We start from the raw sequence: 17574 nt of genomic DNA, 5'->3' as shown, positions 1-17574 counted from the left end.
CTCTTTATCGATATAACCGGGGTTGTACCGAACATGGCCTATTTTTGCCGATTATTACCCTGCGCAGCAATAATCTCTGCGCAATGATATTATCGGCAGAATTCCTTGACATTCATTTGAGTGATATTAGCCACCCGCTGTTTTGGATAATGTATCCATCAACGCAAAGAGCGCGATAAAGACCCACACCACGCAGCCCCCAAGGATAACCGTTGCCAGGTTTTTTAATAATCCAGCCAGCTTCTTGATATATTCCTGAATATGGTCCCGAGAACGATCCGATACCGAACGTAATACCTCGTTAAATGAAGGTAATTCTGCATACAAGCTAATATTCAGTAGTTCTTCTTTACCAAGTAAGCCTGTTGATAATGCTTTACTGTAATGGATCCCCTGAGCCATTTTGTCATTCATGACATCAATATGCCAACGGAGCCAGCGGTTCGCATTCAGGCGTACAATGTGTAAGGAGTCGGTCAAGGGTATTCCGTTACTCAGCATCAAGGCGAGGTTATTCAGAAATACCGACGAGGTCAGCTGCTTATAGGTTGAGAAAGGCAGGACTCTGTCCAGAACTTTACCACGCAAGTTGCCGCTCAGGTTGGCCATGGCAAATTTAGAAATAAAGACAAAGGCCACAAAACCGACCAGAATCTTTATCCACAGCCCCTGGTAGAGGGCGGTCCCAAAGTTATAAAGATTTTGCGTTACCCCGGGCCACTTTTCGACAGGCACGACGGAAGCAAACGCCGGAAACACCTTTTGCGAATAACCCGCAATCACAACCAGCGACAGGGTGATCATGATTAACGGGAAAACCAATGCACCAACGATTTTCTTGCGCAGCTCATCGTTGTAATTGATGACCGCCACCAGCGTCAAAAACCCTTCTGCCAGGCTACCGCTTTTTTCCGCCGCGGTTATCACGCTCAGCTCGGAGTTAGGTACCACATCAGCGAAAACGGCGGATACCGATACCTCCTGCTTCATCTGCAGGATCACTTCGCCTAATTTGTTACTGAAGCCTCTGCCGAGTAACTCACGCCCTTCCGTCTGCAGTTTTTGCAGGGAGTCAAATAGCGGCAACCCTGCGCCGATCATATCTGCACAAAACTGGTAGAGATACAGGCGCTGCTTTTTACCGAATTTTTTCAACGATCATCTCCAGATCTTCTTCAGCCATGTCACCAAATTCCATGGAGAACCATGCAGCATCGATGCGTCCTTTCAGCACGTGAGACATCACTTTTTCACGAATTTCAAAACCTTCGGTCAATCCGTTTGCGGTATGACGTTTCTTACGCCACAACGTATAGACGTTGAGCCACTCCTGACGTGAGATGGCCGCCAGTTCTTCATACGTCGGCAGGAAATACTCCATGGCCAGCTGACGTCCCTTGATACCGCTTTGACGACACTGCTCGCATCCACCTTCACCTGCCGTATAAAGGGTGAACTCCTTGCCCAGAATGGTCTTTTTACCCATCTCGGTTTTACAGTTTTCACACAGTACCGGGACCAGTTTTTGGCACTGCAAACCCGCCACAAATCCAGGGGTAGAGAGCTTATCACTGCCGATACCCAGGGCTGACATACGTTGCAGGAGCGACACAATGTTGCCTGCGTGCACCGTGGTAAAGCAGTAGTGACCACTCTCTACCGCCCCCGCCAGCGCGTTTGCGGAAACATTGTCTCGTATCTCCCCCACCATCAGGACGTCAGGGTCGCGTCGCAAAGCCGATTTGATCGCCGCGTGGAATCCCCCGCCGGAAACATCGACTACCGAACTTTGTTTGGCACCATAGATTTGATATTCGACAGGATCCTCAACCGTCAGGAAGCAGCCTCGATCCTCGTAGCGGTTGATTTGCAACCATTCCATCAGGTTTTTCAGCGTGGTGGATTTACCCGAACCTGTGGTTCCCGCGATCACATAAGCGCCATACGGATTACTGAGGATTTTTTTCAGATCCACAATTTCCTCTGGTGATACGCCTATTTTTTCCAGCGAACCGATATTCCCCTTTTGCAGACCTGAAGGAATGATACGGAGCACCGCATGGTAGCAGTCCGCCGTTTCGCCAAAGATCGGGAAATGCGCATAGCGAAAGCGATACGGTTTGCCCGACAGGTTATAAAGGATGTTCGCATTCTGCGGAATGGCACGGTTCCAGGTGGTATCACGGGTTGTCGCCTCTACGTTATAGAGCACGAAAACCAGCTCGTCGCACTGCTGGGATTTGATCTGCATAAACGGCATAAGTACGCCGTTCACACGAGCCTCAAACAGGGCTAAAACGTCATTACGCGTAATGTGTAAGTCACTGGCCCCCATACTCACCACGCGCTGCAGGATGGCTGCCAGGCGTTTCTGCGTATCCGTGATATCAATATTTTTATTGGCATCGTTGAGAAGCTTCAGTGAAACATGTTCAACGATACGGTAGTAATCCTCCTCGGCGACAAGCGCCAGGCCAACGACCTGACGCTTGTGCTGAGACACCAGTCTGGACACCTGAATCTGGAATTCAAACAGAGTGTCGATGCTTAACGATGTCACGACCAGGTAATCGCGCTCTTCGGTGGTTGCCGTAAAGCCGATACCGTCGAATTCCAGGTAAGTCCATTTTCCAGCGAGTAAGTCGTCGGCTGAAATTCGCACAAAATCTAACATTACTGTACCTTTTCTTCAGACATCACTACCGACTTACGATCCTTCGCAAGCTGATAGGTGTTGCCATCGATAGCGAACGTTTCACCAGGACGGACATAGCGTAATGTCCCCCCGCTGGCGACCGCGACACGGTTCGCGCCGCCTATGTTGGCTTCCAGCACCACGCGTGGCATATCAACCGGAGGCGCACTTTGTGGCGCGTCTTTTGGGGTGTCTGCGGGTTTTTCTACCGGCGCGGATACGACCGGTGCCGGTTTCATTTTGTCTTCGCCACGCAGCTTGCGGATCTGGCTCTGCAGTTTTTCAAGCTCAACCTGCTGGGAGAGTTTGCGGCGCTCCTGCTCGTAGACGAAATCATCTTCGGCCATTTGGGCGAGGTGATTCTGTACCTGTTCCGTGTTACTGACAGCGGTCTGCTTTGCGTCGACGTTTTGCGAGCCGGTTTCGCCCGCAGCATCCACTGCCGCCTTAGGCTTCATTTCCGCGCTGTTTTGGGCGGGCTCGCTGGCGGCAGACGGCGCAGCCGCACGTGTTTGCGGAGCCGTTTCTGCCGAAGCAGAAGCAACGTTCTCTTTTTCAGAGACTTTTTTATTAGCCTTTACGAGACTTTTCGCTGTTGACTGCGCACGCTTTTCCGGAGCTTGCGGCAATTCCGTCGTCGGTGCTGCCGTTGCGGTACTGACCACCAGTGACAATGCGCTTGTCACAACGATTGATTTCAGCCTTTTTTGCATACCAGATCTCCTGAAATTTTCATTCCCTTGTCTTGCGACTCAATTTTTTTCACTAAGAAAGCATCACGATAGGCCTGCTTATAAAGCAGGATCTGTAGGTTCGTTAAATCGTCTATGCCTAATGCGGAGGAATCACTTTTAAGTTCTAACTCCCACTTACCGGCCATCAAGCCATACGCCTTCACTTTCCCTGAAAGCTGTGACTCAAGCTCACCCACCGTCGTTTTCGGCATTGTTTTAATAACAATCTCACCGGCTTTTTTCGCTTTGCTTTCTTTACCCACCCCTTTCACCATTGAGTTATACGTGACGAAATATGACACCACGTCGCTGCATGAGGAAAGCGGGAGCGGGTTTTTATGTTTATAGGCCTCGATAAGCGAGTTTTTATTCAGCCTCGACTCGATCTTATCGAAACTAAAATCTCCTTTTTTCTTATCGCCACCTTTTTTCTTTTTAACCAGCATCGTAGGTTGATAGTCTTTTCCCCAAAAAACTTTATGAGGTAATACCCAGATCGCACCCGGTGACATTTTGTATTCAAAGCGACAATTTTTTGTATCGCAGTTGAACATTCTGCTGTCCAGAGGCGCAATGCTAATACGGTCATCGCTTTTCTTGAGTTCGTTCAGCACGATGACTGCCTGGTCAATATCCGCTCCTTCCAGTGAACTGGAATAAAACTTATTCACCGAGTCAATATCGTCTTTTAATTTTTTAGCAGCCTGCTGTTGACGGGCTATCGCTTCTTCCTGGGCTTTTTGGGCAGGCAAGGTGACGAAATAGTACCATCCGCCTGCACCACCTCCACCGATGAGCACTAAAGTTAAAATAAGGACCAGCAACAGTTTTAATTTTGAAACCGCACCGTTCTTATCTTTCCAGAAATACATTCCTTCAAGCATAGGGTTATCCTGTCACAAAAAAATGAAGCGACAATGCTAAAACCAATAACAGGGCTAGCCCGCCAGTAAAAATAGAACCGATAATGATTTGACGCCGGCGCTTTAGTCGCGCCTGTCTGGCACAGCATCGCTCCACAACGGCATTGATCTGGATCTCTTCCAGTGGCGTTACTTCCAGATGGCTGTAACTGTCCGGATGCTTCATTAACTCATCAAAGAGTTCTTTGCTGATAAAGCAGTCGGTGCCGCTGACAATACGACCCTCATCGATGATCAGAAAATAGGTTGTCGCATCGTTTTCATGCGAAAAATAGATCCCATCGCCGTAAAGTTCTTTCACATACAGGGCAAAGGGCTCATAGAGGGTGGACACTTTCGTGCTGTACCCTATCGCGAGCTCGCCAGCGCTATCTTTATAAATCAGCCGTCGATACGCTTTCATCATTCCTCTGAATGACGCCTGCTCCGCGGGCTGTAAATTTTCCAGGCTGGCGGGCTCCCAGTAGAGCCCGGTCAAAATATTATTCTTTAGAAGAATGTTATTCATTTTGAAGTCACTCAGTCATCACGAGAGGTGATGGGCTGACGATAATAGTCAACCCCGACCACCATCAGCACCGTTGCAACACCATCGTTGCTCTGATCCTCTGCGCCCAGGACCTGATACTGCAGACCGTCTTTGGTACTTTTAACTTCATATTTACCGACGACCAGTAAATCCCCGGGTTTGATAATGGAGGAGTTAAAGGATTCGGTGGTGCTTACGTTTGGCAGCTGGACATCATCGTATTCGTTGATCGAATTGAGGAAGCGCTTAGTAAAGCCGCTGACCACTTCGATGCGTCCATCGGACAGCACGCGAGGCGTGATGATAAAACTGGTCCCGGTGACGATTTCCGATGTTTCAACGTCTACGTTTACCTCACCATTATCATCCGTGGTGCGTGTTCTGCTGGACACATAGTACTGTGACTGGGTCATGTTCACCGGCACAGGCATATTGTTGCGGGTGATGAAGGATCCGCTTTGCAGCGATTCACTGCCCGTTAATTTGTATAACGCATCCAGACCAGCGCTAATGTCAACGTGGCTATTTTTCCAGCCCGCAGAGATGCCACCCGCCAGATTGTCGAACAGGCTGCTAGTAATGTTAATAGTGTTATGCGCATCGCCATATTTGAAATCTAAACCACCGCCCAAACTTTTCTCTTTCGCTTTATCAACGATATAGATACGGTAGGTAATAATAAACTGACGACTGTTATCTGCTTTATATTTGTCCAGCGCTTTACTTAGGGCTTCGTATTCAGATGGGCGTGAATTGACCATCAAAATGGACGAGTCTTTAAACAAATTATAGTTACCCGAGGCGACATAGTTTTTCGCCATGTCCTCCACGTCATCCCAGAAGGAGGATTCGAATTTGGTTTCTGATTTGCCTTTCAGGCCACCGCTTGAGGTTGCCTGGTTACCCGACAGGTCCAGCGTGGTTTCAGTGGTATTATTTTCACCATAGAAATCCAGACGGATCGCGTAGGTCTCAAAGACGTTCACTTTGAGAATATTGTGTTCATCCAGGCTGGTATTCACATCATACAGAGAGTTGATATAGCTCATAAACTCTTCGAACGTTCCATCAAACTGTACGGAGCGCGGCGTGTCCCAGGATGCATCATCCGTATTGCCGCCTTTACCGCCCATAGCCGATGAATTGATACGGAAGCTAATTCCCGTTTGCGTGGAGACGGCATCCAGAATAGTGGAGAGCGACGCAGGCTCATACGACGAAATTTTAACGCGCTTACCCATCAGCATTTGTTGTTCAACGCTGTACTGAACCTTTTGGCCCAGGAACGCGGTGTTATATTTTATATAGGGTTGTGTTTTGGATGAATCCACGGAGGTGGCATCGTTGGTATGCGCCTGCACCGCTTTATCAATATCATATTTCTTTTCGAAATTACTCACGCATCCCTGCACTAAAAACGCCAGCAATAACATACCTGTCTTGAGTTTCATTCATTTCATCCAATTACATTTCATCAATTACGATGACACGGTTCTTTTCGTATTTTTTAACCACTAACCCATAATTCTCAGAGAAAAAGAGGTCACCTAATGACTGCAAAACCTCATCATCCGTTTTCCCTGAAAGCGTAATGGTGTTGTAAATAAGGTAATCTTTTTTACTGTTCCAGAAGAGCTTATAGCCGTTGCCCGCCACCCACATTTTAATGCCCTGGCTGAGTAGTTCATTTTCATGAATGACCAGTGACGGAACGGAACGGCTGGCTGCCGTGCCTGGGGCTTGCGTGTCGGCAGCGAAGGGATTCACCGCCGTTGGCGCCATAGGAACCGGGGCCGAGGAGGTGTTCCCCTGGATCATTGCCGCATCGTTGCTGGTATTCACGGATGCCTGAGCCGCACCGATGCTAAGCAACAAGGCCGCTGCCGCCCCCACCGGGAGGGCTTTCCTGAGATTAAATTTCTTCATACATTCCTTTACCTGAATTAACTTATTGATATTGCTGTGTGTCTAAAACATCTGCCGGGGTTCCATCCTGGGGAATGGTGCTGCACCAGGTGGTAAAGACATACGACACGCTCGGGTTCAGCACATTGCGGCCTTCGCCGGTATCCCCGTCAAACATGCCCATGGTTGAGCTCACCACCCAGACGTATTTGGTTTTTTCATGAACGTAATGACCCGCATTATTTTCATAACCCCTGCTGTAAACCTGACCATTCTGAAGCGCAAACTCTACCTGCACGGATATACCGCCTAACTGGCCTAATTTATTTTTTGCCGCTGAGTTCAGACGGGCGCGCGCTTCACTTGCATAGTCATAATTCGCAGCACTACTCTGGCCCGCGCCTGTCTCCTGAAAAGCGGAAATCGAAGAGAGAGCCGCCGCCATATGCGGATACAATTTGCGGACATAGCGATATTTTCGCACCGCTCCTGCGTCATCCATCAGCGGCTGACCTTTTGCATCACGCAAAATAATATCCTGTTCAAACTGCGGGCAGGTCTGTACAGGTAAACGATATCCCCCTATGTTCCTGTCATACGGCACCTGCGCCTCCGGATGGCTATAATCAGCGGCATCGTTATAGGGCTGATAGGCGGGTAAATCGGGTAGCGGCGTCCCGTGTTCATCCACCCCGCGATTGTCAATATTGATGCCTTGCTTCTCCCCGCCTTCAATGCCAGGACCACTGTAGGACACCGTGGGTGGCGTGGTGAGTTCAAATGCGTCCCAGGTATGACTGCTGTAATGTCTACCGTCGGAATAGACGAAATCCGACGTCGAGTCATTCATCGTAATTTCACCGGGGAAGGGATCGCCCCACGAAGCGTCGGGATCGTGCATGGTTTCGGGATCGTTATAAAGATAAGGTTGCGGCTTCCCGTCGTCGTCAAAGACGATTTCTCCCCTTTCGCGCTTAAAGATAAAGACGCGGTTCGCGGTGTTTTCCATCACCACGTTGGCTTTAAGGGTTCCAGGCATGACGCCGTTATCCTTAGACGGATCGGTCATTTCCAGTGCCAGTACGCCCTGCTCGCCATGCGTGCCGGTGCCCTTATTGTCGTCATAGCACAGCTTCACGCCGCTTTCGCCCTGCGTCCAGCAGACCTTGCCGCCGCCCGCACCGCTGTTGCTGGAGTTATCATTGGTATCAATCGTAAAACGAATGCCAAATTCACCCGTGGTGTACTGATTTAATGCATCCAGGTTATTGGCGATAGCGCCGAATTCTATTGGCGTTTTTCCGTCTTTCTTCTGCTTAACTACCATCCAGTGCGCATTGGTCGAATTACGATGCACCAGCATGGCATGGCTTATCGTAATGCCTGCTTTTGACAGCGACTCGGAAAAATGAGGATAATAATCCGCAAAGAAGTAATCGCCATTTTTTTGCTCTTTTTTAAATCTGACGATGACATCAATGCGGTTGATATCGTTAGCGCGATCGCTCTTAGTCTCTTTCGTACCCGCGAAGCCAATACGTTCGATACTCGGCATCGAATTCTTGGCCGTATTACGCATAAAGCAAGGCAGATACTCTTTTTCGAATTCATAATCAGATTTCAGCGTAACATCACATTTTTTGCTGAGGAAGAGATAACGCTTCTGATTTTTACTATTATTATAATCGCCCCACAGATAATAGAAATCTTCACTTCCCGTGTCGACATCGTCTAATTCATTTGTAATACGAACCCGGTAATCTGATGTTGGCTTTGGATCATCTACATTATCTTCATACAGCGGGTTTGGAATTTCGTCTGGCTCGTTGTAAAGGGCAATTTCGTCATCATCCACGAAATTAAGCACCCCTTTCATTTCAGCAACAATAGCATCCGATACATTTTGCTGAGCAATACTTTCTGCTTTTTTACGCGCATATTGGGTATACATCACCATTATGCCACCGGCTATCGCCAGCACGATAATGACTTCCAGTAAGCTAAACCCCGAATCCTTTCTGTTGCGCATACGCTTATTACCCTGTTTCACCATCAAAAAAGCACCTGCCAGATGGCAGGTGCTCTGGATACTTTAATAATGATTATTTGCTGCCGAAGATCACGCCGTTGCTAGCACCTTCATCACTACATACGTCGTCATTAACAATCGCAGTAGCTTTGATTTCGCCAGACGTCAGAGACTTAAGGACAGTGGTGGAGGTAACAACACTCAGATCGTTAGAAATTGTCAGAGGCGTTGTAGAACCTGCTGGTACGCCAGTCACAGCTTCCACATAATCCCACTGGTTACCCATTTGAGAGATCAGGTTGCGGCACTCTTCTGTTTCCAGACCGTTAACCAGAAGCACAAAGACTTTTTTCTGTGAACTATTGCTATCCAGAGAGGCGCTTGTCATCTGGAATGCATCGTTAGAAATGCCGTTGAAGGATTCGTCCGGGGAGATTTTGCCCAGTTTAACCAGAGTAACAATTGGCGTGTCTAAGTCAGAATCAGCAATAGTTGATTTAGTCAGACCCGCAACACCCGCTTTATCTGCTGGATAGCTGCCTTCGTCTTTAAAGGCTTCAGCCATTGAAGTACGGATGCTGTTGGCGTTGTTTTGAATGTCAGACAGATCCTGCGCGGTGAATGCACGCTGAGCAAGGATAACCACACCTGCAGCGATAACGCCGATAATACCTAATACAATAATGATTTCCAGTAAGGTCACACCGCGCTGCTTACGCATTTCCTGCAGTTTCGCTGCCTTGCGGTTCAATTTCCCTTTGAAGTTCCAAACCAAACTATTCATTCTGTTTTCCTTAAATATTAATTTTTGCTTCCCAAGAACCCTCTCGGGAATAGGCGCATTATAGTGACGACAATCCCATTTAAATAGAGATCGTCACCGCTTATAGGATTATATTTAGGGAAGAGGCTAAGTATTTAATTTATCTAATAAACATTTCACCGACGAATTCAGAATAAATTAATTATCATTTAAGATTAATTTAATCGCGTAGAAGTTAATTACAATTTTATATATTATTACACACGTTATGTAAAGAAAAGGCCGCTACAGGAGCGGCCTTTTAAATGATCATTTCATTAGCAGGCTTTTACCGCATCGGCGATGCGGTGTGCAAATTCAGTGACCTGCGTTTCATCTTCGCCTTCGACCATCACGCGAATCAGTGGCTCGGTACCGGATTTACGCAACAGTACGCGGCCACGAGAACCCAGCGCGGCTTCAACGTCAGCCATTACCGCTTTGACGTTGTCGTTCTCAAGCGGGTCACCGTTACCGGCAGCAAAGCGTACGTTAACCAAAACTTGCGGGAACATTTTCATGCCGCTGCAGAGATCGTGCAGGCTCATGTGGTTGCGTACTACCGCTGCCACCACCTGAAGACCCGCGACAATGCCGTCACCCGTGGTGGTTTTGTCCAGCAGGATAACGTGGCCGGAGTTTTCGGCCCCAATGCGCCAGCCTTTCTCCTGCAGTTTTTCCAGCACGTAGCGGTCGCCCACTTTGGCACGCACAAACGGAATGCCCAGCTGCTTCAGCGCCAGCTCCAGACCCATGTTACTCATCAGCGTACCTACCGCACCGCCACGGAGTTGACCCTGACGCAGGCCTTCGCGGGCAATGATATAGAGGATCTGATCGCCATCGACCTTCTGACCTTCATGATCGACCATGATCACGCGATCGCCGTCCCCGTCCAGCGCGATCCCAAGATCGGCTTTCTCGGCCAGTACCCGGGCCTGCAGCGCACGGACATCGGTCGCGCCCACTTCTTCGTTGATGTTCAGACCGTCAGGCTCGCAGCCGATGGTAATAACCTTCGCCCCCAGCTCACGAAACACATTTGGTGCGATGTGGTAAGTTGCGCCGTTTGCGCAGTCCACGACGATTTTCAGGTGACTCAGGCTCAGCTCGTTCGGGAATGTGCCTTTGCAGAATTCAATGTAGCGCCCGGCGGCATCGACGATCCGGCTGGCTTTACCCAGCTCAGCGGAATCGACGCAGGTCAGCTCTTTTTCCATTTCGGCTTCAATGGCCTCTTCCACTTCATCCGGCAATTTGGTGCCTTCGATGGAGAAGAATTTAATACCGTTATCATAAAACGGATTATGCGAGGCAGAAATAACAATGCCCGCTTCAGCGCGGAAGGTGCGGGTAAGATAAGCCACAGCAGGCGTCGGCATAGGCCCGGTAAACGAGGCGGAAAGGCCTGCGGCCGCCAGCCCGGCTTCGAGTGCGGACTCCAGCATATAGCCTGAAATACGGGTGTCTTTCCCAATAATGATTTTACGTGAGCCATGTCGCGCCAGCACTTTACCCGCCGCCCAGCCAAGCTTAAGCACAAATTCAGGAGTGATAGGGGCATCGCCTACGCGTCCACGAATGCCATCGGTGCCAAAAAATTTACGATTACTCATAGCGTTTGTTTTCCTTCGCTGACAATGTGGCTTCAACCACACGCATAGCTTCTACTGTCTCTTTCACGTCATGAACGCGAATAATGTGCGCGCCCTGCATCGCCGCAATCACGGCGCAGGCAAGACTTCCACTCAGGCGTTCGCCCGGGCCGATATTCAACAGCTGCCCAATCATCGATTTCCGCGACATGCCCACCAGCAGAGGCAGATCGAAATGGTGGAATTCCGATAAACGAGCAAGCAGCTCATAGTTATGAGACAGATTTTTACCGAATCCGAACCCGGGGTCGAGCAGCAATTTCTCTTTTGCGATGCCTGCACGTTCACAGCGTGCGATCTGCTCAATAAAGTAGCGATTCACCTCGGTAAACACGTCGTCATAAGACGGTGCTGCCTGCATGGTTTTTGGCTGACCCTGCATGTGCATCAGGCAAACGGGTAATCCCGTTTCTGCCGCGGCTTCCAGCGCGCCGGGCTCGCTCAGAGAGCGAATATCATTAATGATGTGAGCGCCCACTCGCGCGGATTCACGGATCACTTCAGGTTTCGAGGTATCCACAGAGATCCAGACTTCAAAACGCTGGGCGATGGCTTCAACCACCGGAATGACGCGCGCCAGCTCTTCGTCCACGCTGACGTCCGCCGCGCCAGGACGCGTGGACTCACCACCGATATCAACGATGGTCGCACCGGCATTGATCATCAGATTGGCATGTTTGACCGCCTCAATCAGCGTATTGTGCGCACCGCCATCGGAGAAAGAATCAGGCGTGACGTTCAGGATCCCCATCACGTGCGGATGGGCAAGATCGAGAACGGAGTCCTGGGCGAAAAGTTTCATGGCATATCCCTGGTATTTACGGTTAAGCGGATAAGAAAAACCCCGGAGCAAGCTCCAGGGTTTTAGATGAAGATAACGGCATGGTAAGCGAGGACTTACTTGTCGCCCAACTGTTCAGACATGGTGTTACCCGGGTTCGGCGTACGCGGTTCATCGACCGGACGCGGCGCACGCGGGGTGCCATTGTTGTCAGAATTGTTGGACGCGCCTGGGTCTTCCCAGCCAGCAGGTGGACGCACTTCGCGGCGAGCCATCAGGTCATCAATCTGCGGCGCATCAATTGTCTCGTATTTCATCAGTGCATCCTTCATGGAGTGCAGGATATCGAGATTCTCGTTCAGGATTTCACGTGCGCGACCGTAGTTACGTTCAATCAGCGCTTTGACTTCCTGGTCGATGATGCGAGCCGTTTCATCAGACATATGTTTCGCTTTAGCCACCGAGCGGCCCAGGAACACTTCACCCTCTTCTTCTGCATACAGCAGCGGACCGAGTTTGTCGGAGAAGCCCCACTGAGTCACCATGTTACGCGCCAGGTTTGTCGCGACTTTAATGTCGTTCGACGCACCGGTAGAAACATGTTCCTGACCGTAGATAATCTCTTCGGCCAGACGACCGCCGTACAGGGTCGAAATCTGGCTTTCCAGCTTCTGGCGGCTGGCACTGATGGCGTCGCCTTCCGGCAGGAAGAACGTCACACCCAATGCGCGACCACGCGGGATAATCGTCACTTTATGCACCGGATCGTGTTCTGGTACCAGACGACCGATAATAGCGTGACCCGCTTCGTGGTATGCCGTGGACTCTTTCTGCGCTTCCGTCATCACCATGGAGCGACGTTCCGCACCCATCATGATTTTGTCTTTCGCTTTCTCGAATTCCACCATCGACACGACGCGTTTGTTACCGCGAGCAGCAAACAGCGCCGCTTCGTTCACCAGGTTCGCGAGATCTGCACCAGAGAAGCCCGGCGTACCACGCGCGATGATTGCCGCATCGATATCTGGCGACAGCGGAACGCGACGCATGTGGACTTTCAGAATCTGTTCACGACCACGTACATCAGGCAGACCGACCACAACCTGACGGTCGAAACGGCCTGGACGCAGCAGCGCAGGGTCAAGAACGTCAGGACGGTTCGTCGCGGCGATAACGATAATACCTTCGTTGCCTTCGAAACCATCCATCTCAACCAGCATCTGGTTCAGCGTCTGTTCGCGTTCATCGTGACCACCGCCCAGACCTGCGCCACGCTGGCGGCCTACGGCGTCGATTTCATCGATGAAGATAATGCACGGTGCCGCCTTCTTGGCCTGTTCGAACATGTCACGCACACGAGATGCACCAACACCTACGAACATTTCAACAAAGTCAGAACCCGAAATAGTAAAGAATGGAACCTTCGCTTCACCCGCGATGGCTTTCGCCAGCAACGTTTTACCGGTACCCGGAGGGCCGACCATCAGGACGCCTTTCGGGATTTTGCCGCCCAATTTCTGGAAACGACTCGGTTCACGCAGGTACTCAACGAGTTCAGCCACTTCCTCTTTTGCTTCGTCACAACCTGCAACGTCAGCAAAGGTGGTCTTGATCTGGTCTTCGGTTAGCATACGCGCCTTGCTCTTACCGAACGACATGGCACCTTTGCCACCGCCGCCCTGCATTTGACGCATAAAGAAGATCCAGACGCCGATAAGAAGCAGCATCGGGAACCAGGAGATGAAGATAGAAGCCAGCAGGCTCGGCTCTTCTGGTGGTTCACCCACTACCTTGACGTTTTTAGTCAGAAGGTTATCAAGCAGCTTAGGATCGTTCACCGGGATGTAAGTCGTGTAACGGTTACTATCTTTCTTGGTAACGTTGATCTCACGTCCGTTGATACGCGCTTCGCGAACCTGGTCCTGGTTGACCTCTTGCAAGAAGGTAGAATAATCCACCTTGCGGCCATTCGACTCGCTGGGCCCAAAGCTCTGGAAAACTGACATCAGCACAACGGCAATGACCAGCCAGAGTATTAGGTTTTTCGCCATGTCACTCAAGGGATTAACCTCATATTACAACTGTGTTAAAAACAGCGTCAGGATACTCTATATCTCGCGTCATTCAAACTTTCGTTCGAAATCGACCAGCTATCACTTTCGCCCGGTCGCTACTATGTACACTTCACGTGAACGAGCACGAGAAGAGTCCGGCTTACGAACTTTGACCTTCGCAAACAGGGAGCGAATTTCCTTTAGATACTCCTCGAAACCTTCGCCCTGGAACACTTTCACTACAAAACTACCACCTGGCGCCAGAACATCACGAGACATTTCTAACGCCAACTCCACCAGATACATGGCGCGGGGGATATCCACCGCCGGTGTTCCACACATATTTGGGGCCATATCAGACATGACGACCTGAACTTTACTCTCACCTACACGTTCAAGCAGTGCTTTCAGCACTAATTCATCACGAAAATCGCCCTGAAGGAAGTCGACACCGACAATGGGATCCATAGGTAAAAGATCGCATGCAATGATTCGCCCCGTTCCGCCGATCTGCGTTACCGCGTACTGGGACCATCCTCCGGGTGCAGCGCCGAGATCGACAACAGTCATTCCCGGTTTAAAGAGTTTGTCACTTTGCTGTATTTCATCAAGTTTAAACCAGGCACGGGAACGCAACCCCTTTTTCTGTGCCTGAAGAACATATTTATCGCTAAAGTGTTCCTGTAGCCAGCGGCTTGAGCTGGCAGAACGCTTTTTACCTGTCATTTCACTTTCCGTCCTGGTTCATCGTACCTTGCCTGTGACGTAAATTTCTACGCAGCTATTTGGCGATATTAGGGAGATGGCGGTAGAATGAACCGTTTTCAATCCCAACGTAAGCAAAAATATACGATGAATCTTAGTACTAAACAAAAACAGCACCTTAAAGGTCTGGCACATCCACTCAAGCCGGTAGTCATGCTTGGCAACAATGGTTTGACCGAAGGGGTGCTCGCCGAGATCGAACAAGCGCTGGAGCACCACGAGTTAATCAAGGTGAAAATCGCCTCTGAAGACAGAGACACTAAAACCCTGATCGTGGAAGCTATCGTGCGTGAAACCGGTGCCTGTAATGTACAGGTTATCGGTAAAACGCTGGTGCTCTATCGCCCATCTAAAGAGCGTAAAATCTCGCTGCCACGCTAAGACTATCCTGAGTTGAACACATTTTTTGTGTGAAACCAGCGATTTCCTTTAGCAGGTGAGCAAAATGCCATGCTCCTTGAGTTGATAAAAGGCCGCTACGCGGCCTTTTTCCTTTCTTTACAATGTATCAACATCTTAGTCAGGATGCGAATTACAGGTAATCAACCTTAATAATTTCGAATTCGACTTCCCCGCCCGGCGTGCGAATGACCACAACATCATCCTGCTCTTTGCCAATCAGGCCGCGGGCAATCGGGGAGTTCACTGAGATCAGGTTCTGCTTAAAATCGGCTTCGTCGTCGCCCACGATGCGATACGTCTGCTCTTCATCGTTGTCCAGATTCAGCACCTGAACGGTCGAACCAAAAATCACGCGGCCATTATTCGGCATTTTGGTGATATCGATCACCTGCGCGTTCGACAGCTTCGCTTCGATATCTTTAATACGACCTTCGCAGAAACCCTGCTGTTCGCGTGCGGCGTGATACTCCGCATTCTCTTTCAAATCGCCATGCTCACGGGCATCAGCGATAGCAGCAATGATTTCGGGACGACGAACCGATTTCAGAAAATCCAGTTCTTCGCGTAGTTTTTCGGCACCACGTAAGGTCATCGGAATAGCTTGCATTGTTATACCTCTTAAACATTCCTGTTGGGAGCAGCATCACCCGCTCCGGCCCCTGAACCCACGATTGTCAGCACCGTGAGCGAGCCAGAAGCAAAAGAAAACTGACCCGGAAGCAAAGTTCCAGGTCAGCAGCAATTTTTCAATTTGATACGTATTTTACCGCGAAGTTCACTATGGGTCATCGTTTACTTTGCAGGGTATTGCACCGTAGTATGACGGTTTGTTTCCGGGTTGTTAGCGCGAGATTATGCGATTTTCCAGATTTATCATCGGATTGACTACCAGTTTAGCGTTCACTGCTCAGGCCGCGAACGTTGATGAGTACATAAATCAGCTGCCCGCAGGGGCTAACCTTGCACTGATGGTACAGAAAGTGGGCGCCCAGGCCCCCGACATTGACTACCACAGCCAGCAGATGGCCTTGCCTGCCAGTACCCAAAAAGTCATCACGGCGTTGGCAGCCCTGCTGCAGCTAGGGCCTGATTTCCGTTTCACCACCACGCTCGAAAGTAAAGGTAGCGTAGACGATGGCGTTTTAAAAGGCGACTTAGTGGCACGATTTGGCGGCGATCCGACGTTTAAACGTCAGGATATTCGCAATATGGTCGCCGTTCTGAAGAAATCAGGCGTCAAGAAAATCGAGGGCAACGTTCTGATTGATACCTCGGTTTTCGCCAGTCACGATAAAGCCCCCGGCTGGCCCTGGAACGACATGACGCAGTGCTTCAGCGCCCCGCCCTCTGCCGCCATTATTGACCGCAACTGTTTCTCCGTCTCGCTGTACAGCGCACCAAAAGCGAATGATTTAGCCTTTATTCGGGTGGCCTCTTACTATCCCGTGACCATGTTCAGCCAGGTGCGTACCCTGGCGAAAGGCTCACCTGATGCCCAGTATTGCGAGCTGGATGTCGTGCCTGGCGATCTTAACCGCTTTACGCTGACCGGCTGCCTGACACAGCGCGCCGACCCGCTGCCGCTGGCGTTTGCGATTCAGGATGGGGCAAGTTATGCCGGTGCGATTCTGAAAGATGAGCTAAAACAGGCAGATATTACCTATACCGGCACGCTCTTACGCCAGACGCAGGCAAACGAACCGGGAACGGTGATAGCGAGCAAACAGTCTGCCCCCTTGCACGATCTGCTTAAGATTATGCTGAAAAAATCGGACAACATGATTGCCGATACCGTGTTCCGCACCATAGGGCATGCACGCTTTGGTGTGCCGGGCACATGGCGGGCAGGATCCGACGCCGTACGTCAGATCCTTCGCCAGCAGGCGGGGATCGATCTGGGCAATACCATTGCTGTCGATGGATCGGGTCTCTCGCGGCATAACCTGATCTCACCGGCGACCATGATGCAGGTGCTGCAATACATCGCCCAGCATGACACCGAACTGAACTTCATCTCCATGCTGCCGCTTGCAGGTTACGACGGCTCGCTGCAGTATCGCGCCGGGTTACACGCCGCAGGTGTGGATGGAAAGGTTTCGGCAAAAACGGGCTCGCTGCAAGGGGTGTACAACCTGGCGGGCTTTATCACCACCGCCAGCGGTCAGCGTATGGCGTTTGTGCAATATCTGTCAGGCTACGCCGTTGAACCTGCAGACCAACGTAACCGTCGTATTCCGCTTGTGCGCTTCGAAAGCCGTCTGTACAAAGATATTTATCAGAATAACTAAGCAAAATGGATG

The 17574-nt window shown here is 50.3% G+C and carries 16 protein-coding genes; 2 read left to right on the top strand and 14 right to left on the bottom strand.

Annotated features, from left to right (window positions below):
• Positions 1-126: 126 nt before the first annotated feature.
• From LZP96_RS12320 to rlmE, 13 genes are all read right to left on the bottom strand, one after another.
• Positions 127-1155, bottom strand: coding sequence for a type II secretion system F family protein (locus LZP96_RS12320; RefSeq protein WP_064327561.1), 1029 nt, complete (start codon positions 1153-1155; stop codon positions 127-129).
• Positions 1139-2674 carry an ATPase, T2SS/T4P/T4SS family gene (locus tag LZP96_RS12315; protein WP_258926038.1) on the bottom strand — a complete coding sequence of 512 codons (1536 nt, stop codon included), beginning with the start codon at positions 2672-2674 and terminating at the stop codon, positions 1139-1141. Before LZP96_RS12315 ends, LZP96_RS12320 begins: the two co-directional genes overlap by 17 nt.
• Positions 2674-3408 carry a hypothetical protein gene (locus tag LZP96_RS12310; protein WP_258926037.1) on the bottom strand — a complete coding sequence of 245 codons (735 nt, stop codon included), beginning with the start codon at positions 3406-3408 and terminating at the stop codon, positions 2674-2676. Before LZP96_RS12310 ends, LZP96_RS12315 begins: the two co-directional genes overlap by 1 nt.
• A complete protein-coding gene (locus LZP96_RS12305; protein ID WP_258926036.1) occupies positions 3393-4313 on the bottom strand; it encodes a hypothetical protein in 921 nt (306 codons plus the stop codon). The genes LZP96_RS12310 and LZP96_RS12305 overlap by 16 nt, the downstream gene beginning before the upstream one ends.
• Before the next feature lie 4 nt (positions 4314-4317).
• Positions 4318-4860 carry a hypothetical protein gene (locus LZP96_RS12300; RefSeq protein WP_064327565.1) on the bottom strand — a complete coding sequence of 181 codons (543 nt, stop codon included), beginning with the start codon at positions 4858-4860 and terminating at the stop codon, positions 4318-4320.
• 11 nt (positions 4861-4871) lie between these two features.
• Positions 4872-6332, bottom strand: coding sequence for a hypothetical protein (locus tag LZP96_RS12295; RefSeq protein WP_064327566.1), 1461 nt, complete (start codon positions 6330-6332; stop codon positions 4872-4874).
• 13 nt (positions 6333-6345) lie between these two features.
• A complete protein-coding gene (locus tag LZP96_RS12290) occupies positions 6346-6807 on the bottom strand; it encodes a TcpQ domain-containing protein (protein ID WP_064327567.1) in 462 nt (153 codons plus the stop codon).
• Between the two features lie 22 nt (positions 6808-6829).
• On the bottom strand, positions 6830-8815 hold the full coding sequence (locus tag LZP96_RS12285) for a type II secretion system protein (RefSeq protein WP_157685364.1): 1986 nt from the start codon (positions 8813-8815) through the stop codon (positions 6830-6832).
• A gap of 73 nt (positions 8816-8888) precedes the next feature.
• Positions 8889-9599 (bottom strand): type IV pilus major pilin, encoded by a 711-nt coding sequence (locus LZP96_RS12280; protein WP_258926035.1) that lies wholly within the window; start codon positions 9597-9599, stop codon positions 8889-8891.
• A gap of 296 nt (positions 9600-9895) precedes the next feature.
• Entirely contained in the window at positions 9896-11233 is a 1338-nt protein-coding gene (glmM, locus tag LZP96_RS12275; protein WP_064327570.1) for a phosphoglucosamine mutase, read from the bottom strand.
• Positions 11226-12074 (bottom strand): dihydropteroate synthase, encoded by an 849-nt coding sequence (folP, locus tag LZP96_RS12270; protein ID WP_064327571.1) that lies wholly within the window; start codon positions 12072-12074, stop codon positions 11226-11228. Before folP ends, glmM begins: the two co-directional genes overlap by 8 nt.
• Positions 12075-12169: 95 nt before the next feature.
• Entirely contained in the window at positions 12170-14104 is a 1935-nt protein-coding gene (gene ftsH / locus LZP96_RS12265) for an ATP-dependent zinc metalloprotease FtsH (protein WP_064327572.1), read from the bottom strand.
• Positions 14105-14206: 102 nt separating this feature from the next.
• A complete protein-coding gene (gene rlmE / locus LZP96_RS12260) occupies positions 14207-14833 on the bottom strand; it encodes a 23S rRNA (uridine(2552)-2'-O)-methyltransferase RlmE (protein WP_064327573.1) in 627 nt (208 codons plus the stop codon).
• Between the two features lie 126 nt (positions 14834-14959).
• Here rlmE and yhbY point away from each other — a divergent pair, with 126 nt between their 5' ends.
• Positions 14960-15253, top strand: a complete 294-nt coding sequence (yhbY, locus tag LZP96_RS12255) for a ribosome assembly RNA-binding protein YhbY (protein WP_032614629.1) — start codon at positions 14960-14962, stop codon at positions 15251-15253.
• A gap of 151 nt (positions 15254-15404) precedes the next feature.
• On the opposite strand, the gene greA is transcribed toward yhbY, so the two are convergent.
• The gene (gene greA, locus LZP96_RS12250; RefSeq protein WP_064327574.1) at positions 15405-15881 is read right to left on the bottom strand and encodes a transcription elongation factor GreA; all 477 of its coding nucleotides are present in this window, start codon (positions 15879-15881) and stop codon (positions 15405-15407) included.
• Between the two features lie 247 nt (positions 15882-16128).
• Between greA and dacB the strand changes: the two genes are divergently transcribed.
• The gene (dacB, locus tag LZP96_RS12245) at positions 16129-17562 is read left to right on the top strand and encodes a serine-type D-Ala-D-Ala carboxypeptidase (RefSeq protein ID WP_064327575.1); all 1434 of its coding nucleotides are present in this window, start codon (positions 16129-16131) and stop codon (positions 17560-17562) included.
• The last annotated feature ends 12 nt before the right edge of the window (positions 17563-17574 follow it).

The organism is Huaxiibacter chinensis (assembly GCF_022171985.1).
In the GTDB taxonomy this organism is placed as follows: Bacteria; Pseudomonadota; Gammaproteobacteria; order Enterobacterales; family Enterobacteriaceae; genus Enterobacter; species Enterobacter chinensis_A.
The sequence above is the reverse complement of the archived record's forward strand: the minus strand, read 5'-3'. Positions and strand labels throughout refer to the sequence as shown.